This window comes from Lentzea sp. NPDC092896 (assembly GCF_044754905.1).
GTDB lineage: Bacteria > Actinomycetota > Actinomycetes > Mycobacteriales > Pseudonocardiaceae > Lentzea.
Genome location: NZ_JBIVPX010000002.1, coordinates 187,880 through 206,454 on the forward strand (window position 1 = coordinate 187,880; position 18,575 = coordinate 206,454).

At 69.3% G+C, this 18,575-nt stretch carries 17 protein-coding genes; 7 read left to right on the top strand and 10 right to left on the bottom strand.

Going from position 1 to position 18,575, the window contains the following annotated elements; all coding sequences use genetic code 11:
- Window position 1: 1 nt before the first annotated feature.
- The 5 genes from ACIQF0_RS12365 to ACIQF0_RS12385 form a co-directional block, all read right to left on the bottom strand.
- Window positions 2-1,591: a CocE/NonD family hydrolase gene (locus ACIQF0_RS12365; protein WP_401028244.1), complete on the bottom strand. Its 1,590-nt coding sequence runs from the start codon at window positions 1,589-1,591 to the stop codon at window positions 2-4.
- Window positions 1,588-2,166, bottom strand: coding sequence for a TetR/AcrR family transcriptional regulator (locus ACIQF0_RS12370; RefSeq protein WP_401028247.1), 579 nt, complete (start codon window positions 2,164-2,166; stop codon window positions 1,588-1,590). The genes ACIQF0_RS12365 and ACIQF0_RS12370 overlap by 4 nt, the downstream gene beginning before the upstream one ends.
- 40 nt (window positions 2,167-2,206) lie before the next feature.
- Window positions 2,207-3,202, bottom strand: coding sequence for a TerC family protein (locus ACIQF0_RS12375; RefSeq protein WP_401028250.1), 996 nt, complete (start codon window positions 3,200-3,202; stop codon window positions 2,207-2,209).
- 67 nt (window positions 3,203-3,269) lie between these two features.
- Complete coding sequence (locus ACIQF0_RS12380; RefSeq protein ID WP_401028253.1) at window positions 3,270-5,570, bottom strand: glycoside hydrolase family 3 N-terminal domain-containing protein; 2,301 nt, start codon at window positions 5,568-5,570, stop codon at window positions 3,270-3,272.
- A gap of 7 nt (window positions 5,571-5,577) precedes the next feature.
- Complete coding sequence (locus ACIQF0_RS12385; RefSeq protein WP_360035549.1) at window positions 5,578-6,591, bottom strand: LacI family DNA-binding transcriptional regulator; 1,014 nt, start codon at window positions 6,589-6,591, stop codon at window positions 5,578-5,580.
- A gap of 122 nt (window positions 6,592-6,713) precedes the next feature.
- On the opposite strand from ACIQF0_RS12385, the gene ACIQF0_RS12390 reads away from it, so the two are divergent.
- From ACIQF0_RS12390 to ACIQF0_RS12410, 5 genes are read left to right on the top strand one after another with little or no spacing between them, the layout of a single operon-like run.
- Window positions 6,714-7,991: an extracellular solute-binding protein gene (locus ACIQF0_RS12390; RefSeq protein ID WP_360035546.1), complete on the top strand. Its 1,278-nt coding sequence runs from the start codon at window positions 6,714-6,716 to the stop codon at window positions 7,989-7,991.
- Window positions 7,991-8,962 carry a carbohydrate ABC transporter permease gene (locus tag ACIQF0_RS12395; RefSeq protein ID WP_401028257.1) on the top strand — a complete coding sequence of 324 codons (972 nt, stop codon included), beginning with the start codon at window positions 7,991-7,993 and terminating at the stop codon, window positions 8,960-8,962. Before ACIQF0_RS12390 ends, ACIQF0_RS12395 begins: the two co-directional genes overlap by 1 nt.
- A gap of 1 nt (window position 8,963) precedes the next feature.
- On the top strand, window positions 8,964-9,779 hold the full coding sequence (locus ACIQF0_RS12400) for a carbohydrate ABC transporter permease (RefSeq protein ID WP_401028260.1): 816 nt from the start codon (window positions 8,964-8,966) through the stop codon (window positions 9,777-9,779).
- 18 nt (window positions 9,780-9,797) lie between these two features.
- The gene (locus ACIQF0_RS12405) at window positions 9,798-10,790 is read left to right on the top strand and encodes an endo-1,4-beta-xylanase (protein WP_401028262.1); all 993 of its coding nucleotides are present in this window, start codon (window positions 9,798-9,800) and stop codon (window positions 10,788-10,790) included.
- A gap of 13 nt (window positions 10,791-10,803) precedes the next feature.
- Window positions 10,804-12,345: a glycoside hydrolase family 43 protein gene (locus tag ACIQF0_RS12410; RefSeq protein ID WP_401028265.1), complete on the top strand. Its 1,542-nt coding sequence runs from the start codon at window positions 10,804-10,806 to the stop codon at window positions 12,343-12,345.
- 4 nt (window positions 12,346-12,349) lie between these two features.
- Here ACIQF0_RS12410 and ACIQF0_RS12415 read toward each other — a convergent pair whose 3' ends face one another.
- The 4 genes from ACIQF0_RS12415 to ACIQF0_RS12430 form a co-directional block, all read right to left on the bottom strand.
- Window positions 12,350-12,829, bottom strand: coding sequence for a roadblock/LC7 domain-containing protein (locus ACIQF0_RS12415; RefSeq protein WP_360036070.1), 480 nt, complete (start codon window positions 12,827-12,829; stop codon window positions 12,350-12,352).
- A gap of 5 nt (window positions 12,830-12,834) precedes the next feature.
- Window positions 12,835-13,209 (bottom strand): hypothetical protein, encoded by a 375-nt coding sequence (locus ACIQF0_RS12420; protein ID WP_360035531.1) that lies wholly within the window; start codon window positions 13,207-13,209, stop codon window positions 12,835-12,837.
- A gap of 191 nt (window positions 13,210-13,400) precedes the next feature.
- Window positions 13,401-14,240, bottom strand: a complete 840-nt coding sequence (locus tag ACIQF0_RS12425; RefSeq protein WP_401028268.1) for a cellulose binding domain-containing protein — start codon at window positions 14,238-14,240, stop codon at window positions 13,401-13,403.
- A 284-nt stretch (window positions 14,241-14,524) separates the two neighbouring features.
- Entirely contained in the window at window positions 14,525-15,526 is a 1,002-nt protein-coding gene (locus tag ACIQF0_RS12430) for a LacI family DNA-binding transcriptional regulator (protein WP_401028271.1), read from the bottom strand.
- A 212-nt stretch (window positions 15,527-15,738) separates the two neighbouring features.
- Here ACIQF0_RS12430 and ACIQF0_RS12435 point away from each other — a divergent pair, with 212 nt between their 5' ends.
- Window positions 15,739-16,722, top strand: coding sequence for a LacI family DNA-binding transcriptional regulator (locus ACIQF0_RS12435; protein ID WP_401028274.1), 984 nt, complete (start codon window positions 15,739-15,741; stop codon window positions 16,720-16,722).
- Window positions 16,723-16,884: 162 nt separating this feature from the next.
- Window positions 16,885-17,574, top strand: a complete 690-nt coding sequence (locus ACIQF0_RS12440) for a hypothetical protein (protein WP_401028277.1) — start codon at window positions 16,885-16,887, stop codon at window positions 17,572-17,574.
- 4 nt (window positions 17,575-17,578) lie between these two features.
- Here ACIQF0_RS12440 and ACIQF0_RS12445 read toward each other — a convergent pair whose 3' ends face one another.
- Complete coding sequence (locus tag ACIQF0_RS12445) at window positions 17,579-18,556, bottom strand: acetylxylan esterase (protein WP_401028280.1); 978 nt, start codon at window positions 18,554-18,556, stop codon at window positions 17,579-17,581.
- Between the last annotated feature and the right edge of the window lie 19 nt (window positions 18,557-18,575).

The following is an 18,575-nucleotide window of genomic DNA, read 5'->3' on the forward strand; positions in this document are numbered from 1 at the left end:
CTCAGCGCACGGGGAGGATGATCGAGGACGGACGATCCGGTCCACAGTGGACCGTCTGGTCCGCCGCGATCATCGTCGTGGCCGTCGCCCTCGGCTCGCCGGTGCCGGGATTGCGTGCGTAGCGGGGGAACGCACCGCTGGAGACCTGCACCCGGATGCGATGTCCGCGCCGGAATCGGTACGCCGTCGGCCACAACCGGACAGCGGCGCACTGCGGTTCTTCCGCCGACGTCAGGCTCACCAGGCCGTCGCACACGTTCCACGAACGCCCGTCCGGATCGACGTCGCAAAGACGAACGAACACGTCGGCGTGCGCGCGCGACGAGGAGAACCAGATCTCCGCGCTGACCTCGCCGATCACCTCGACGTCGTCATCCAGCACAGGCGTGGTGTAGGTGAGCACGTCCGGCCGTGCTTCCAACGAGGTGTTGTCGACGCGGCCACCGTCGCGCGCCAGACGCACACCGCCGGACGCCGGGGTGGGATCCGTCGGATCGTAGTGGAACGTGTCCACTGAGGACTCTTCGGGCACCGCGGAACCGAGCGCACCGCCCGAACCCAGGTGGAAGCGCGTGGGCGAGTAGCCGGAGGGCGGCCAGGAGTCGAACGAGCGCCACGCGTCCTCGCCCATCACGTACAGCCGGACCGCGGCACGTTGTGGTGGCTCCTCGCCGCGTGCGTGCGCGAGGCCGAACTCCAAGGCCTCGTCGATCGGCGGGGCCATGACCTCCGTGTGGGTCCACGGCCCGACGGTCAGCCGCGCGGAACGGCCGTTGTCCTGCAACGCCTGGAAGTCGCGCAGCTGACCGGGCAGGAAGATGTCGTACCAGCCGCCGATGGAGCTGACCGGCACGGTCACGCCGGCGACCCGGTGGCTGTGGTCGAACTCCTGCCAGCGCGGTGAATCGGCGTCGTGGGTGAGGATGTCCTGGATGTAGCCGGAACGCGAGCCGAACGCCGCGATGTCCCCTTCGCGCAACGGAAGCGTCCGCAGTGCTCGTGCGGTCTTCTTGTCCTGGAACGTCTTGCGCAGCATCGCCAGCGGTCGTTGCTGGGTGCCGACCAGCACGCCCCACTCGAACGGCGTCTCCAGCGACATGCCGTCCGCGCGCAGGAACTCGAGCGTCAGCGCGGACTCCGTCACCACCGGGATCATCGCCTTGACCTGCGGTGGCACCTGGTCGGCGACCGCCCACTGCACGTGGCCGAGGTAGCTCAGGCCGTAGAGCACGATCGCGTCGCTCCACGGCTGCTCCACCAGCCAGTCGAGCGTCGCCAGGCCGTCCGCGCGTTCCTGGCGCATCGGGTCGAACGTGCCGCCGGAGCCGAACCCGCCCCGCACGCTCTGGATCACCACCTGGTAGCCGCGCTCGGCCAGCGGCCTCGCCATGACCGTGCCGAACAGGCGCCGGCCGTACGGGGAGCGGATCAACGCCGTCGGCAGCCCGTCGCCGCCGGAGCGCGGCATCCACCGGTCCGCGAGCAGGTCCACGCCATCGGGCATCGGAACACGCAGATCCCGCCGCACCACGACGTCGCGGGTCAGCGGAGGTGAGAGCTTCAGCCCGCGCTGAAGAAGACGGCTGATCATCGGGGCTCCAGGAGTAGTGAGATCACGCTCATCAGCCGGTCGGTGAACGTCTCCGGATCGGGCGCGCCCGCGACCACCCAGGACGTGACGAACGATCCGGCGCCGCCCGTGACGAACGCGGCGAGGTCCTCTGCGGCCTGCTCGGGGAGCCGGCCGCGGTGCAGGTGCTCGACGGCCTGCCGGTTGACCGGCAGCAGCAGGCTGATGAGCCCGCGGTCCAGGGCGAACGCGCACGAACCGGTGAGCAGGGCGCGGTAGAACACGCGGTGGTCGGCGAAGTGCCGGGCCATGGCGAGGGTCTCGGCGCGCGGGTCCACGGCCTGGCTGAAGTCGGTGAGACGGGGCAGCAACTCGCGCCGGGCGAGGTCGAGCCCCGCTTCCAGCAGCAGCGAGTCGAGATCGCCGAAGTGCTGGTAGACGGCTCGCCTGCTGACGTCGGCGGCCTCGGCGATCTCGGACACGGTGATCGCCGCCGTGCCCCGTTCGGTGACCAGGTCGATCACGGCCCTCAGCACGGCCGCGCGGGTGCGGCGCACCCGGCGGTCGCGTGCGGGCTCGACCTCGCGCAGATCCATGCGCCAGATCGTGTGACAGCTGTTACTAAGTAGTCAAGTGTTACTTATCTTCGTCGCGGTGGCCGCGCAGCGAACCGGGGTGGGCCTTGGCCGCCGGGTCGTTGCGCGTCTTGATCAGGCTGGCGACGGTGACGATCACCAGGATCGCGATGATCACGCCGAGGCTGAGCGGCGTCGGCACCTCGGGCACGCTCGAGGAGATGTCCACGTGCGCCCAGTGCAGGATCAGCTTCACGCCGATGAACGCGAGGATGATCGCGAGCCCCGCCGACAGGTACACCAGCCGGTCCAGCAGGCCCTTGACGAGGAAGAACAACGCGCGCAGGCCGAGCAGCGCGAACGCGTTGGCGGTGAACACGATGTAGGGCTCCTCGGTCACGCCGAACACCGCGGGGATCGAGTCGAGCGCGAACAGCAGGTCGACGCCGCCGATCGCGACCAGCACGACGAACAACGGCGTGGCGAACCGCTTGCCGTCGACACGGGTGAAGATCTTGCCGCCGACGTAGTCGTCCGTGACGGGCAGGAGCTTGCGCGCGGTCTTCACGACGACGTTGTTCTCGACGTCGGGGTCCTCGTCGCGGTGCCGGAACAGCTGCACGGCCGTGAAGATCAGCAGCAGCCCGAACAGCAGGAACATGAACGAGAACAACGACAGCAGCGTCGCGCCGACCGCGATGAAGATGCCGCGCATGATCAGCGCGAGCACGATGCCGAACGTCAGCACCTTGTGCTGGTGCTCCTCCGGCACGAGGAACGTGGTCATGATGATCACGAAGACGAAGAGGTTGTCGACCGACAGGCTCTTCTCGACGATGTAGCCGGCGAAGTACTCCGCGCCGAACCCGCCGCCGTGCGCGCTCGCGAACCACACGCCGAAGCCGATGGCGACGGCGATGTAGAACACCGACCACAGGCTGGCCTCGCGGAAGCCGATCCGGTGCGGCCGCCACGCCGCGATCACGAGGTCGGCCGCCAGCAGCAGGACGATCACCCCGATCGTCATCGCCCACGTCAGTCCGCTGATCTCCAGCACAGAACACCCCTCTGGCAGCCCGGTCCGTCCGCAGTGGACGTTACCGGGCCGCCAGGGGGTGAGCCTGCTAGGAACTCGCGGTGAACTCCGGTGTCGCGGTGCGGTCGAACCCGACCCGCCGGGCGGGCCCGGTCATCGCGAGCTTGAGCGCGGTGTGGATGTTCGCGCTCGACGTGCCGACGTGGAGCTCGACGTCACCGGGATCGACCTGGCGATGGCCCGCGCGACCGGTGTACGAGGTGAGGTCCGCGTGCAGCCGTGCGGTGACCGTGCGGGTCTGGCCGGGAGCGAGATCGACCTTCAGCGCGCCGATCAGCTGCCGGACGGGCCGCGCGACCTCCGCCACCGGGTCGTGCAGGTAGATCTGGACGACCTCGGTGGTCGGGACGTCCATGTCGTTGCGCACGACCACGTGCACGCTGCAGATGCCGTCAGTCGGCCACTCACGTTCCTCACAGCCCGCAGTCACCCAGGTGGCGGGTGCGTAGGAGAGTCCGTGGCCGAACGGGAACAGCGGGGTCGGGTCCACGTTGCTGATGTCGGTGAGCTTTCCGAGCGGTGCGCTGAGGTAGGTGGAGGGCTGACTCGAGCCGGCGCCGGGGAAGCTGACCGGGAGCCTGCCGGACGGGTTGACGCGTCCACTGAGGACACCCGCGAGCGCGGGCCCGCCCTCCTGGCCGGGGTAGAAGCCGCAGACGACGGCGGCGAGCCGGTCGGCCTGCCGGGACAGGTCGTAGGGCCGGCCGGACAGCAGCACGAGCACCACCGGCATTCCGGTGCCGAGCACCGCCTCCAGCAGTTCCTCCTGGCGGCCGGGCAGCTTCAGGTCCGTGACGTCGCAGCCCTCGCCGGACGTGCCGTTGCCGAACAGTCCCGCCTTGTCACCCAGCACGACGACGCAGACGTCCGCCTGCCGCGCGGCCTCGACGGCCTCGGCGATGTCGTCGTCGGTTCCGCCGAGCACGGGACAGCCGGGCGCGAACACCACCTCGTGGTCGGCGCGCAACGCCTCCACGACCGTCGTGACCTCGATGCCCATCTCCACGTCCGGGTGGTGCACGCCGACGTGCATCGGGAACGAGTAACAGCCCATCATCGCGCCGGGCTCGTCGGCCCGCGGTCCCACGACGGCCAGGCGCTTGCCGGCCAACGGCAGCACGCCGTCGTTCTGCAGCAACACGATCGAGCGTTCGGCCACCTCACGGGCGAGCGCGCGGGACTCCGGGTCGTCCAGGTCGAGGTCCGCGCCGGGCGCGGGGGAGTAGCCGGGATCGAGCAGGCCCAGCTCCACCTTCTGCGTCAGCACACGGGTCAGCGCCCTGTCGACGAGCGCCGCGTCCACCCGTTCGAAGTAGAGGCCTTCCAGCAGGGGTTCGCCGTAACAGTCCACAGTGGGCAGTTCGACGTCGATGCCCGCGGTCAACGCCTGCGCGGCGGCGTCCTCACGACCGGCGGCGACCCCGTGCAGCTTGTGCAGGAACGCGACCGAGAAGTAGTCGGACACCACGGTGCCGGTGAAGCCGTACTCGCCGCGAAGCCGGTCCGTGAACAGCGTGACGTCCGCGGCGGCGGGCACGCCGTCGTTGTCCGCGTAGGAGTTCATGACCGACCTGACGCCGGTCCGCAGCGCCATCTCGAACGGCGGCAGGATCACGTCCGCGAACTCGCGCGGCCCGATCGACACCGGCGCGTGGTTGCGTCCCGCGCGGGAGGCCGAGTAGCCGGCGAAGTGCTTGAGCGTGGCCACGATCCCCGCGGACTCGAGGCCCGCCACGTAGGCCGAGCCGATGGTGCCCACCAGGTGCGGGTCCTCGCCGATGGTCTCCTCGACCCGGCCCCAGCGCAGGTCGCGCGTGACGTCCAGGACGGGCGCCAGACCCTGGTGGATCCCGAGACGGCGCATCGAGCCGCCGAACCGCTCGGCCATGCGCCGCACCAGGTCCGGTTCGAAGGTCGCGCCCCAGCACAGCGGGGACGGGTACACGGTCGCCTGCCACGCGGCCAGTCCGGTCAGGCACTCCTCGTGCGCCATCGCGGGAATCCCGAAGCGGCTCGCCTCGATGATCTGCCGCTGGGTGCGGGCGAGCGTGTGCGCGCCGACGTCCGGCGCGATCGGCCGGGTGCCGAAGACACGGGTGAGCTGGCCGATGCCGTGGCGGGTCAGCTCGGCGAAGTCCTGCGGCGCCACGGCGAACTCGTGCTGGTGCGGGGCCATCTCGCCGGCGGCGTCGATGCCGGCCCAGATCCCTTGCAACTGCGCGATCTTCTCCTGTGGCGTCATCCGTGCGACGAGGTCGCTCACACGGGCGGCCACGGGGGCGTGCGGGTTCCGCCAGAGTTCGTCCGGCGTGGTGGCTTCTGTCGTCACGACAACCTCAGGGGGTCAGTGGGCGGGTCGACTGCCGGACGACCAGTTCGGTGCCCAGGGTGATGTGGGTGTCGCCGGGCTCGGTGCCGTTGATGAGCCGCACCAGCAACTCGACGGCGCGGTGGCCCATCTCGCGGATCGGCTGCTCCACCGTCGTGAGCGGCGGCGTGCACAGCGCGGACTCGGGGATGTTGTCGAAGCCGACCACCGACAGGTCCTCCGGCACCCGCAGCCCGAGCTCGCGGGCGGCCGCGATGGCCGCGATGGCCGTGGTGTCGTTGGCGGCGAAGACGGCAGTGGGCCGGTGGGGCCGGCTGAGCAGGGACCGCGTGGACGCGGCGGCCACGTCCGCGTCGTAGTCGCCGCGGCAGACCAGGCTCTCGTCCACCTCGACGCCCGCGCTCGCGAGCGCTCCCCGGTAGCCGGTTTCGCGTTGCTGCGCGGATTTCAGGTCCGCGCGGCCGGTGAGCATCGCGATCCGGCGGTGGCCCAGCGCGAGCAGGTGCTCGGTCGCGAGCCGTCCGCCGTTCAGGTTGTCGGAGTCGACGGTGGGCAGCGCCGCCCGACCGGTGTGCGGGTCGACGGCGACGACGGGGGTGCCGGGCAGGCCTTCGAGGTCGACGGCCGGCGTGACCAGCACGGCGCCGTCGACGAGGGTGCCGCTCAGCCGGGTGAGGTAGCGCTGTTCCCAGCCCTGCGGGTCGCCGGTGCGACCGCCCGCCGAGTACACCACCAGCTCGAAACCGGTGCCGCGGATGGCATCCGCCGCGCCCTTGAGCAGTTCGGTGCTGAACGGCTCGATGTCGGCGACCAGGATCCCGATGACGTTCGTGCGGTGGTTGCGCAGGCTCTGCGCGACCAGGCTCGCCTCGTACCCCAGATCCTTGATCACGGCCGTGACCCGCGCGAACGTCTCCGCGGAGACGCCGTACCGCTGGTTGAGCACCTTGGACACGGTGGCTACCGAGACGCCGGCCTGAGCGGCGACGTCCTTGATCGTGACGCGAGAGCGTGGAGGCACCGGGTCAGGCTAGCCGTGTAAAACGTTATCGACAACGATTGACACGGAGCCGATTTGGCGGGAGTCTCTGGCCCCAACACACGCAGTCCAACTCGGCCGACGTCGTCAGGAGTGGACCAGAAATGCGTTCCAGAAAGCCCCTTGCCCTCTTCGCCGCCGCGGCACTCGCGCTGGCAGGGTGCAGCGGTGGCGGCGGTGATGCCTCCACCGAAGGTCCCGTCACGCTCACCTGGTGGCACAACCGGACCACCGAGCCGATGAAGTCGAAGTGGCAGCAGATCGCCGACGACTTCCACAAGGCGCACCCGAACACCTCGTTCACGATCGAACCGCTGCAGAACGAGCAGTTCCAGACCAAGGTGCCGCTCGCCCTGCAGGGCAACACGCCGCCGGACATCTTCCAGCAGTGGGGCGGCGGAGCGCTCGCCGACCAGCTGAAGTCCGGCAAGATCGCCGACATCACGCAGGCCTCGTCGGGCTGGATCGGCCCGCTGGCCAAGAACGCCGACGGCTGGAAGGTCGGCGGCAAGCAGTACGGCACGCCGTACCTGATGCACGCCGTCGGGTTCTGGTACCGCAAGGACGTCTTCGCCACGGCAGGGGTCACGGCGCCGCCGACCACGATGGACGAGCTGAACGCGGCCGTCGCGAAGCTGAAGACCGCGGGCGTCGTGCCGATCGCGCTCGGTGGCAAGGACCGCTGGCCCGACGCGTTCTACTGGGCCTACTTCGCGGTGCGCCAGTGCTCGGTCGACACCCTGAAGAAGGCGGTCGAGAAGACCGAGCTCGCCGACCCGTGCTTCCTCAAGGCCGGCGAGAACCTCAAGAGTTTCCTGGACACGAAACCGTTCCAGGACGGGTTCGTCGGGACGCCCGCTCAGCAGGGGGCGGGCAGCTCGGCGGGCCTGGTGGCCAACGGCAAGGCGGCCATGGAGCTGCAGGGCGACTGGGATCCCGACGTGATGCAGGCGCTCACGGAGGACAAGGAACTCGGCTCGAAGATCGGCTGGTTCCCGTTCCCGAGCGTGCCGGGCGGCCAGGGCGATCCGAGCGTGCTGCTCGGTGGCGGTGACGGGTTCTCCTGCACCACCCGTGCGGCCAAGGCGTGTGCCGAGTTCCTCGGTCACCTCGTCGGCGACGACGTGCAGAAGATCCTCGCCGAGACCAACTCCGGTCTGCCGGTGACCCCTGCCGGGGTGGCCGCGCTGAAGAGCGAGCCGCACAAGCAGATCGCCGAGGCCATGACCAAGGCGTCGTTCGTCCAGTTCTACTTCGACACCGCGTTCCCGACCAAGGTCGGTCAGGCCCTCAACGACACCATCGCGAACTTCTTCGCTGGTCAGGGCGGACCCGACACCATCGTGAAATCGGTGAGCGAAGCAGCAGCCGGGAACAAATGATGAGTGCCGCGATCACCACGCGGCCGCCGACCGCCCCCGTGCCGCACGCGCCAGCGGCCGGGGGCACCCGGCGGCGTTCCCGACTACGCCCCCGCCTCGAACTCGCGTTCCTGCTGACACCGGCTCTGCTGCTGTTCATCGGGTTCGTGCTGATCCCGATCGGCGTCGCCGGGTACTACAGCCTCTACTCGTGGAACGGCTTCGGCCCGCTCACGGACTTCGTGGGGCTGGACAACTACGTCGACGCCTTCTCCGGTGACGTCTTCCAGGGCGCCATCGGGCACAACCTGATCATCGCCACGCTGTCCGTCGTCGTGCAGCTGCCGTTGAGCATCGGACTCGCGTTGCTGCTCAACCGGAAGCTGCGCGGCCGGACGTTCCTGCGCATGGTGGTCTTCGCGCCGTACGTGCTGTCCGAGGCCGTGACCGCGGTGATCTGGCTGCTCATGTTGCAGCCGGGCGGGTTCATCGACGAGATCCTGCGCGCGGTGGGCCTGGGCGGTCTCGTGCAGCTGTGGCTCGCCGACCAGTCGCTCGTGCTCTACACGCTCTTCGTGGTGATCACGTGGAAGTACATCGGTTTCGGCGTGATCCTGCTGCTGGCCGGTCTGCAGGGCGTTCCTCCCGAGCTGCGGGAGGCCGCCGCGCTCGACGGCGCGAGCGCCTGGCAGACCACCCGGCACGTCGTGCTCCCGTTGCTGGGACCGACGATCAGGATCTGGGTGTTCCTGTCCGTGATCGGGTCGCTGCAGCTCTTCGACCTGGTCTGGATCATGACGCTGGGTGGTCCCGCCAACGCGTCGACGACCATGGCCACCTACCTGGTCGACCACGGCTTCAAGCGCTACGAGTTCGGATTCGGCAGCGCGGTCGCGGTGATCCTGTTCATCATCTGCTTCCTGTTCGCGTTGCTGTACCAGAGGTTCGCTCTGCGTCGCGACACCCAGGGCGCGTTGACGGGAGTGCGCTGAGATGTCACGTCGTAACACCGTCGGCTACCTCGCCGCGTTCGCCGTCATCGGCATGACGGTGGTGCCGCTGTTGTTCGTGGTGCTGGGCGGTTTCCGCACCACGGCCCAGATCAACTCGTCGCCGGCAGGGTTGCCCGGCCCGTTCGTGTGGGACAACTACCGGGAGGTGGTGACCTCACCGCAGTTCTGGCGCCTGCTCGGCAACAGCGCGCTGATCGCGGTGATCGCCACGACGCTGGCGGTCGTGCTCGGGTCGATGGCGGCGTTCGCGTTGTCCCGCTACGCGTTCCGGGGCCGCGAGGCGTTCTACACGCTGTTCACGCTGGGGCTGCTGTTCCCGCTCGGCGTGGCGACGCTGCCGCTGTACCTGTGGCTGCGTCAGCTCAACCTGCTGGAGAACCCGCTCGGTGTCGCGATCCCGGAGGCGGCGTTCTCGTTGCCGGTCACGATCGTGATCCTGCGGCCGTTCATGAACGCGATCCCCGGTGAGCTGGAGGACGCCGCCCTGCTCGACGGCGCGGCCAAGCTCGGCTTCTTCTGGCGGATCCTGCTCCCGCTCTCGCGGCCGGCGCTGATCACGGTGTCCGTGCTCGCGTTCGTCACCAGCTGGAACTTCTACCTGTTGCCGTTGCTGGTGTTCAACGACTCCACGAACTTCACGCTTCCGCTCGGCGTGGCGATGTTCCAGTCCGAGCACTCCCAGGACACCGCGAAAATCCTCGCCTTCACCGCGTTGTCCATGATCCCCGCGCTCACGTTCTTCGTGCTCGCCGAACGCCGCATGGTCGGGGGACTCACCGGTTCTGTGAAGGGCTGACTCACAAGGGAGTGATTCATGCGAACCCGATTAGCGGCCGGTGTTGCCGTGCTGTTGCTGGCGTTGCCGGTTCCCGCTTCGGCTTCAGGGCCGTTGAAGAGCGTCACCAACAGGTACGTGGGCAGTGCGGTGGCCGTCCAGCACCTGAACGCCGAAGCCGACTACAAGAAGGTGCTGACGCGGGAGTTCGACAGCGTCACGCCCGAGAACGAGATGAAGTGGGGCGTCGTCGAAGCCGTTCGCGGCCAGTACGACTGGTCCGGCGCGGACACGATCGTGGCCTACGCCAAGAAGACCGGCAAGACCGTGCGCGGGCACACGCTGGTCTGGCACAGCCAGCTGCCCGACTGGGTCGGCGGGCTGGAGGCCGCGGAGCTGCGAACCGTGGTCAAGGACCACATCAGAACCGAGGCAGGCCGCTACCGCGGGAAGATCCGCGCGTGGGACGTCGTCAACGAGGCGTTCAACGAGGACGGCACGCGCCGGCCGACGGTGTTCCAGGAGAAGCTCGGTGACCGCTACATCGCCGACGCGCTGCGCTGGGCCCACGCGGCCGACCCGAAGGCCAAGCTCTACATCAACGACTACAACATCGAGGGGCTCAACCCCAAGAGCGACGCGACCTACGAACTCGTCAAGTCGTTGAAGCGGCAGGGTGTGCCGATCCACGGTGTCGGCATCCAGGGACACCTCTCGCTGATGTACGGCTTCCCTTCGGGCATGAAGGAGAACATCGCCCGCTTCGCCGCGCTCGGCGTGGACGTCGCGATCACCGAGGCCGATGTGCGGATCCCGTTGCCCGTCACGCCCGAGAAGCTGGACGCGCAGGCGAGCTACTTCGGCCAGGTCTGGGACGCCTGCCACGCGGTGCGGCGCTGCGTCGAGTTCACCACGTGGGGCTTCACCGACCGGCACTCGTGGGTGCCCGACGTGTTCCCCGGTGAGGGCGCGGCCTGCCTGTTCGACGAGAACCTGCGGCCGAAGCCCGCGTACACCAGGCTCAACCCGTAGCGGGAGCGTCCACTTGACACAGTTCGAGAACCCGATTCTGCCCGGCTCGCACCCCGATCCCTCGGTGTGCCGGGCGGGATCGGACCACTACCTCGTCACCTCGACCTTCGAGTACTTTCCCGGCCTGCCGATCTACCACAGCAGAGACCTGGTGCGCTGGCGGCTGCTCGGGCACGTGCTGGACAGGCCGTCCCAGTTGCCGCTGCAGGGCGTCCGGGCCTCCGGTGGTCTGTACGCGCCGGCGATCCGCTACCACGACGGCGTGTTCTACGTGGTCTGCACGCTGGTCGACGGCACGGCCAAGAGCGGCAACTTCGTCGTGACGGCAACCGATCCGGCCGGGGAGTGGTCGGAGCCGCAGTGGCTGCCGGAGGCCGGCGGGTTCGACCCGTCGCTGTTCTTCGACGAGACCGGCCGCGCGTGGTGGACGGCGACCCGCGAGGTGCCCGGCGGCCGGTCCGGGCAGACCGAGGTCTGGTTGCGCGAGTTCGACCCGGTGGCGTTGGAGCTCATCGGCGAGGAACACGTGCTGTGGACCGGCTCGATGCGCGACTCCGTGTGGCTCGAAGCACCACATCTGTACAGAGTGGACGGTAGGTACGTGCTGCTGTGCGCGGAGGGCGGCACCGACTTCGAGCACTCGGTGGTCGTGGCGACGGCCGACGACATCACCGGGCCGTATCGCGGTTCGCCGCTCAACCCGGTGCTGACCCACCGCCACCTCGGCCGGGACCACCCGATCGCGGCCACCGGGCACGCGGACCTGGTGTGCACGCGGGAAGGCCAGTGGTTCGCGGTGCTGCTCGCGACCCGGCCGTACGGCGGCTACTACTACAACCTCGGCCGCGAGACGTTCCTCGTGCCGGTGTCCTGGGAGGCGGGCGGCCCGGTGTTCAGTCCTGGCACCGGTCGCGTCGAGGCCCGCTACGACGTTCCCGCGCTGCCCGCGCACCCGTGGCCCGAGATCGACCCGACCGACGACTTCGACGCACCCGTCCTCGATCCCGCCTGGCTGTTCCTGCGCACGCCGGACGAGGTGTTCTGGTCGCTGACCGACCGGCCCGGCCACCTGCGGCTTCGCGTGCGCCCGGAGTCGATCACCGACCTGGTCACGCCGAGTCTCGTCCTGCGGCGTCAGCAGCACCAGGACTTCCACGCGTCCTGCGCGCTGGAGTTCGCACCGGCGGACCCGGCCGACGCCGCGGGACTGGTGCTGCTGCAGAACAACGACCACCACGTCCGGCTCCTGCTCGGCGCCGGCCGCGAGGTCGCCCTGGTGTGCCGGGCGGGCGGACGTGACGAACTGCTGGCCACGACGCGACTGTCCGGCGATGCGGTGCGGCTGGGCTTCGAGGCGATCGGGCAGGAGTACCGGGCACTGGTCGCCAGCGGTGCCGACGAGTGGCGGACGCTCGGCGAGCCCTTCGACGGACGGGTGCTCAGCACGCAGGCGGCGGGCGGGTTCACCGGTGTCCACATCGGACTGTACTCGACCGGCTCCGGCGGGAACTGGGCCGACTTCGACAGCTTCACCTACCGGAGCCTTCCCGGCTGACCGATCACCGGCGAGCCGCGACCGCCTGTTGCAGCAGGGTCAACGCGTGTTTGGCCACGACGTTGAACATGCCCATCGTCGTGTCGCGCTCGCCGAGCACCACCAGCAGCGTGTCGGCGTCGACCCCGAACACGCCGACCTGCCCGGAGTCGCCCTCGAAGAACACCGCTCGCGGGCTGCCGACCCCGGCCTGCGAGGTGAACTGGGTCGCGAGCCCCGCTGCCGCCGAGGCCATCGCGGCGACACCGTCGTCCTCGATGCCACGCGTGACGCCGCACAGCACCAGGCCGTCCCGCGTCGCGACCAGCACGCCGTTGATCGCCACGGAGTCCATGCTGCCGTGGACCTCTTCCAACGCCTCGGTCATCAGCTTCGCGACGGCGCTCGCCGGTACCTGCCGCTCCGGTGCGGGAGGTGCCTCCGACAACGGTCCGCGCCGGCGCAGGGGCAGTCCGCCGGGCGTCTGCGGCGACTGGGTGTGCATCTCGCTCACACCGTGAGGTCGGCTTCGATGGACTTGAGGCTGTGCCTGGCCAGCGCGAGGTTGGCGCGCTCCCGGTCCAGCACGAGGTAGAGGAACAGCTTCGAGTCGCTCCGCTTGCCCGTCGTGAGCAGGCGGATCAGGTGGTACTGGCGGTGCAGGGTGATGAGGATGTCCTCGATCTCGTCGTTCAGCTTGAGTGCGGACATCACCCGCTGCTTGGCCCGCACGACCTCGGTGTTGCCGGCCGCGGCCACCTCCAGGTTCAGCCAGTCGCCACCACCGATCGAGCCCAGTGACATGCCGCTGTCGTAGTCGACGAGCGCGGCACCCACGGCACCGGTGATCGTCATGGCTTCCTTGAGCGCTGTGTCGATGTTCATGCGACTGCTTCTCCTCGTACCCGGCCGGTCACGCGCGGCGACGATCTGCCGGAAATTCGCTGGCAGACCGCGTGATCGAATCACCCTACGTCGCCACGGCGGGGCGGGGGACAGGTCCGTTCGGAGCAACGTGCGAAGTGCACAGTCCGTTTTGGACCGAACGGAAACGGCGCATGTTTCTACAAAGGACCTCAGGCGAGCGAACAGGCGTGCCCGTTCAGGGCGAAGGTGCGGGGCGTGGTGCTGGTCCCGGACGCGGTGAAGCCCAGCAGCAACGACTCTCCCGCGGGGATCGCGACGTTGTACGGCACGGCGGTGGCGGAGATGTCCCCGCCGGTCTGCTTCGGCGTCGCGTTCCACATCTCGGAGACCGTCTGCCCGCCGGCGAACGTCCACTGCAACGTCCAGCCGTTGATCTCCGCGGCACCGGTGTTGCGCAGGGTGACGTCGGTGCGGAACCCGCCGGGCCAGGTGTGGGTGACGACGTAGGCGACCGAACACCCGGTCACCGGCTTCGGCGCCTGCGGTGCGGCGGGCGTGGACGCGGCCGGCGCGGTGGGAGCAGGGGGCGCGGTGGCGCTGGGTCCGACGCAGGGCGGGCCCCACTGCCCGAGCCGCTTGGAGGTCGCGGACGCCTCCGCCTCCCGCATCGCGCGGTCGTCGGGGTTCTCGTTGCGCGCCATGCCCATTTCGACCGCGAGCAGCCCGTAGTCGGTGCCGTCCGCCAGCCGCAGCGACACGACGGGTTCGCCGTCCGGTGTCCGTTCGACGGGCTTCTCGAGCAGCATCGTCCTCGCGAACGTCGTGGACGCGTCGGTCCAGCACGCGTCCGGCGCGGCGAGGCCCTTGACGCGCACCTCCTCGCCGTCGGAGAGCCGCACGGTCCGGACGTCCACGACGGTCTGGACGGTCGCGGAGTACGCGGTTCTGAGCGGAGGCTCGATGATCGAGGGGAACGCGGGCGGCGTCGAGGTGACGGTCGGTGGCGCCGGTTCCCCGCCGCAGCCGGCGACGCCGATCAGCAGAACCACGGCGATCGCAGGCCACCTGCCAGGTCTGGTTCCCGGAGCGGTCCGCGCGTGGCCTCGTGATCGTGTCATTGGTCCTCTGCCGGGATGCGGCGAACACCAGGAGGAGTTCGCCCGAACGGTCGATGTGATCCCGGGAGGCTACGACCTTTCGGCGGAGTGCGGAAGATCTTTCGCATCAATGAAAAGTGTTCTTCGACGCTTTCGAGTCGAATGTCGTCGAACGCGCGACGTACCGCAGAAATGGTGAACAACGTTGCCGGCTTTTTCTCGCCGAACGCGCGGGATCAGCGGGCGGCGGTGCTGCCGCGATCGGTGAGCAGCGGCTGGAGGAGACGGACCTCCGGCGCGAGTTCGCGGCCCAGCCGGGCCATCACCATCTCGACCGCGATCGCGCCGAGCTCCTGTGCGGGAACGGCGATCGAGGTGAGCGGGACCGGCAGGTTCGCCGCGACGTCGTCGGGGCACAGCGTGATCACCGACAGGTCGCCGGGGACGTCCAGCGACCGGCGCCGCAGTTCGAGCAGCAACGGGCCGAGGACCGCCTCGTTGTGTACCACCAGTCCGGTGGTGCGGCGGTCCGGGTGCAGCACGTCGTCCAGGCATTCGGACACCGCGTCAAAGCCGGGCGCGCACGAGTGGACCGTGGCGAGCAGTCCGCGTTTGGCGGTCTCGCCCTGGAACCCGGCCAGCAGTCGCGCGGCGTAGCTCGTGCCGCGTTCGTAGACCGACGGAGGCGAGCCGATCAGTGCGATCGAGCGGTGACCGCGCTCCGCAAGATGGCTCGCCATCTGCCTTCCCGCAGTGGCGAAGTCGAGGTCGACGCAGCTCAGACCCTCGTGGTCGTCGGGCATGCCGAGCAGGACCACCGGCGCGTCGACGGCGCGCAGTTCCGGAACACGGGGATCGGCGCTCTCGACGTCCATCACGACGATCGCGTCCGCCATGGACCGCGCGATGACGCGGTGGGCCTCGCCGGGACCCGCCTCCTTGGTCAGCAGCAGCACGTCGTAGTCGTGGTCACGGGCGCGCGCCACGATCGACGACACGAACCGCATGATGATCGGCATGTTCTGGTCGGAGTGCAGCGGCACGACCAGGCCGACCACGCGCGACCGGTTCGACGCGAGCGCCCGCGCTCCGGCGTTCGGGTGGTAGCCCAGGGTCACGATGCTCTGCTCGACGCGGCGCTTGGTCTCCTCGGAGATGGTGCGCTTGCCGCTCAGCACGTAGGAGACCGTGCTCATCGAGACGCCGGCGTGGTGGGCGACCTCCTTGATCGTGATCATGCCCGCCCTTCGCGCCGGTTCGTCGCGAGCATCGTAGTGCGTGGAACCGGTGTGGTCGAACAGCTGTCGAACGCCGCCACGACAATGGTCGAACTCGTCGAACAGGTGCACTGCGCTTGACGTGCGGGTTTCGCCTGTGTCACATTCGGAAACCTCGTTCGAAGCGCTTCGATTCAATTCGGTTCAGGCGCTGCGGAACCGGAGGTGTCGGCGTGGTCACCATTGTGGACGTGGCGAGGCACGCGGGTGTCGCGCCCAGCACGGTTTCGTACGTGCTGACCGGCAAACGCCCGGTTTCGGCCGACACCCGATTGCGGGTGGGGGAGAGCATTCGGCTGCTCGGCTACCAGCCGCACGCGGGGGCGCGGGCGCTGGCGGGCAGCAGGACGAACGTGCTGGCCCTCGTCCTGCCGCTGCGGGAGGGCGTGCACCTGCCGGTCGTGATGCGGTTCGCCTCCTCGGTCGTCACCACCGCCCGCGAGCACGACATGGACGTGCTGCTGGTGACCGCGAACGAGGGCGCGGCCGGACTCCGCCGAGTCGCCGGCACCGCCAGGGTGGACGGGTTCCTCGTGATGGACGTGGAGCTGGACGACGAGCGCGTGCCGGTGCTGCGCGAACTCGGCCGCCCGGCCGTCCTGCTCGGGCATCCCGCCGTGTCGAACGGCCTGACCTGCGTCGATCTGGATTTCGAGGCGGCGGGCGCGCGGTGCGTCGACCACCTCGTCGAACTAGGGCACCGCACCATCGGCTTCCTCGGGGCACCGGGAGCGGTCTACGCGCGCAACACGGGATTCGCGCAGCGCACGCTCGCGGGCTTCAGCGCCGCGGCCATGCGGCGCGGTGTCGCGTCGACCGCTCTGCCCGCCGAACGGCACCGTGACGCCGTACGCGCCGTGGTCGGGACGCTGCTCAGAGAGCTGGCACGGATGACCGCGCTGGTCGTGCACAACGAGGCGGTGCTGGGCCTGGTCGTGGAGTGCCTGCGCGCCGAGGGGCGTCGCGTGCCGGAGGACGTCGCCGTGGTCGCGATCTGCCCGGACGAACTGGCCGAACAGCTGCGGCTGACCTCGGTGCGGCTGCCGGCCGACGTGCTGGGGCGGCGCGCGGTCGAGTTGCTGATGGCCAAGCTGAACGGGCAGCAGCCCCCGGCGCTCACGCTGCTGCCGCCGAAACTGTTCAGCCGGACGGGATGAGGCGTGAATCGGATTCGCCGCACACCTGTCCGTGAATCACCGTCGAATTTTTTCGCTCGGTCGCGTTCGATGATTTCGATGTTAGGTTGAATTCAGCGAATCGCTTCTGTTTCTCGGGCGGCGCGAATTCCGTTCAACGGTGTGCGGAAGGAAAAATCGAAGATGAAAATCGTGCGTGCATTTGTCGTCGTGATGGCGGCCGCCCTGACGGTCTCCCTGGGGGCCGGACCCGCGTCCGCCGCGGCCTGGAGTTCCTCGGACAGGTGGGGAACGTGGTCGAACGGCGGCTACACGGTCCGCAACAACATCTGGGGCAACGGGTACGGGCCGCAGACGGTCTGGGCCAACTCCTACAGCAACTGGGGCGTCTGGGCGAACCACCCCAACACCGGCGGGATCAAGGCCTACCCGCACTCCGAACGGCAGGTGAACCGGCGGCTCAGCTCGCTCGGGAGCCTGTCGAGCAGCTTCAACGTGTCCTATCCGAACTCCGGCGCCTACACGACCGCCTACGACATCTGGGCCGGCAACAACGCCTACGAGATCATGCTGTGGATGAACAAGGTCGGCCCCGTCGGCCCGATCGGGGCGCGCGAGACGACGGTGTCGGTGGGCGGCCACACCTGGGACGTCCACCGCGGCTCGAACGGCGCGAACCAGGTGTTCTCGTTCGTCCGCACGTCCAACACCGGGTCCGGCACGGTCAACGTCAAGGCGGTCATGGACTGGATCCGCAACCGCGGCTGGTTCGGTGACGTCACGGTCGGCGCCGTCCAGTTCGGCTACGAGATCACGTCTTCCAGTGGCGGTCTCAACTTCACCACCAACAGCTACTCCGTCTCGTTCGGCTGAGTGGTCAGGGCGTCAGACCGCGGTCGCGCAGCCACTCCAGCTGCGTGACCGGGTTGGACCCGTACCCGCCACCGTGGTCGGCGAACGGCCACACGGTCATGGTCCGGTCCTCGCCCGCGTAGTGGTTGAAGGCGGCGTACACAGTGGACGGTGGGCAGACCGGGTCCATCAGCCCGACGCTGAACAACGCCGGCGCCGTCGCCCGTTGCGCGAAGTGGACGCCGTCGAAGTAGGACAGCGTGGTGAATGCCGGTTCCACGCGGTGCCTGCTGTGCCGGCGCAGGTACTCCGCGATCTCCACGTACGGGCCCTCGGCGCACAGCTCCGCGCCCCGCCGGAAGTGGCACAGGAACGGCACGTCCGGCATCGCGGCCGCGACGCGGTCTCCCGCCAGCCCGGCGACCGCGATCGTCAGCCCTCCGCCCTGGCTGCCGCCCGCGACGACCACCCGTTGCGGATCCACGCCCGGCAGGTGCGCGACCGCGTCCACGGCGCGGACGCAGTCGGTCATGAGACGGCGGTAGTAGTAGTCGTCCGGCGAGTCGATGCCGCGCGTCATGAAACCCTTGACCCACTGGGTTCCCCCTCCCGCCACGCGGTCCGGGGTGTCGTGGCCCTGGCCGCGGCTGTCGACCACGAGCTGGGCGTACCCGGCGGCGGACCACAGCAGGTGGTCCGTGGGCAGGCCGCGCCCGCAGCTGTAGCCGAGGTACGTGACGACGACGGGCAGCGGGCCGTCGCTGCCCCGCGGGCGCAGCAGCCAGGCTGACACCGGTTCGCCGCCGTAACCGGGGAAGCGGACGTCGGCGACCTCGACGGTGCGCAGCAGGTGCCGGTCGGTGACGTCGGTGGCCTCCACCGCGCCCCCGGCGGCGCGGGCCTCGCCGAGGGTGCGGTCCCAGAACTCGTCGAAGTCCGGTGGTGCCTGCATTTCCGGGCGGTAGACGACGAGTTCGTCGAGCGGGGCGTCCGTCAGCGGCATCGAGACTCCTTCAGGCGGG

What these genes read in the sequence shown, in the direction of transcription:
- ACIQF0_RS12405 (WP_401028262.1), top strand. Translation starts at nt 9,798, where the DNA reads ATGCGAACCCGATTAGCGGCCGGTGTTGCCGTGCTGTTGCTGGCGTTG.
- ACIQF0_RS12430 (WP_401028271.1), bottom strand. Translation starts at nt 15,526, where the DNA reads ATGATCACGATCAAGGAGGTCGCCCACCACGCCGGCGTCTCGATGAGC.
- ACIQF0_RS12395 (WP_401028257.1), top strand. Translation starts at nt 7,991, where the DNA reads ATGAGTGCCGCGATCACCACGCGGCCGCCGACCGCCCCCGTGCCGCAC.
- ACIQF0_RS12415 (WP_360036070.1), bottom strand. Translation starts at nt 12,829, where the DNA reads ATGCACACCCAGTCGCCGCAGACGCCCGGCGGACTGCCCCTGCGCCGG.
- ACIQF0_RS12390 (WP_360035546.1), top strand. Translation starts at nt 6,714, where the DNA reads ATGCGTTCCAGAAAGCCCCTTGCCCTCTTCGCCGCCGCGGCACTCGCG.
- ACIQF0_RS12400 (WP_401028260.1), top strand. Translation starts at nt 8,964, where the DNA reads ATGTCACGTCGTAACACCGTCGGCTACCTCGCCGCGTTCGCCGTCATC.
- ACIQF0_RS12370 (WP_401028247.1), bottom strand. Translation starts at nt 2,166, where the DNA reads ATGGATCTGCGCGAGGTCGAGCCCGCACGCGACCGCCGGGTGCGCCGC.
- ACIQF0_RS12445 (WP_401028280.1), bottom strand. Translation starts at nt 18,556, where the DNA reads ATGCCGCTGACGGACGCCCCGCTCGACGAACTCGTCGTCTACCGCCCG.
- ACIQF0_RS12440 (WP_401028277.1), top strand. Translation starts at nt 16,885, where the DNA reads ATGAAAATCGTGCGTGCATTTGTCGTCGTGATGGCGGCCGCCCTGACG.
- ACIQF0_RS12365 (WP_401028244.1), bottom strand. Translation starts at nt 1,591, where the DNA reads ATGATCAGCCGTCTTCTTCAGCGCGGGCTGAAGCTCTCACCTCCGCTG.
- ACIQF0_RS12420 (WP_360035531.1), bottom strand. Translation starts at nt 13,209, where the DNA reads ATGAACATCGACACAGCGCTCAAGGAAGCCATGACGATCACCGGTGCC.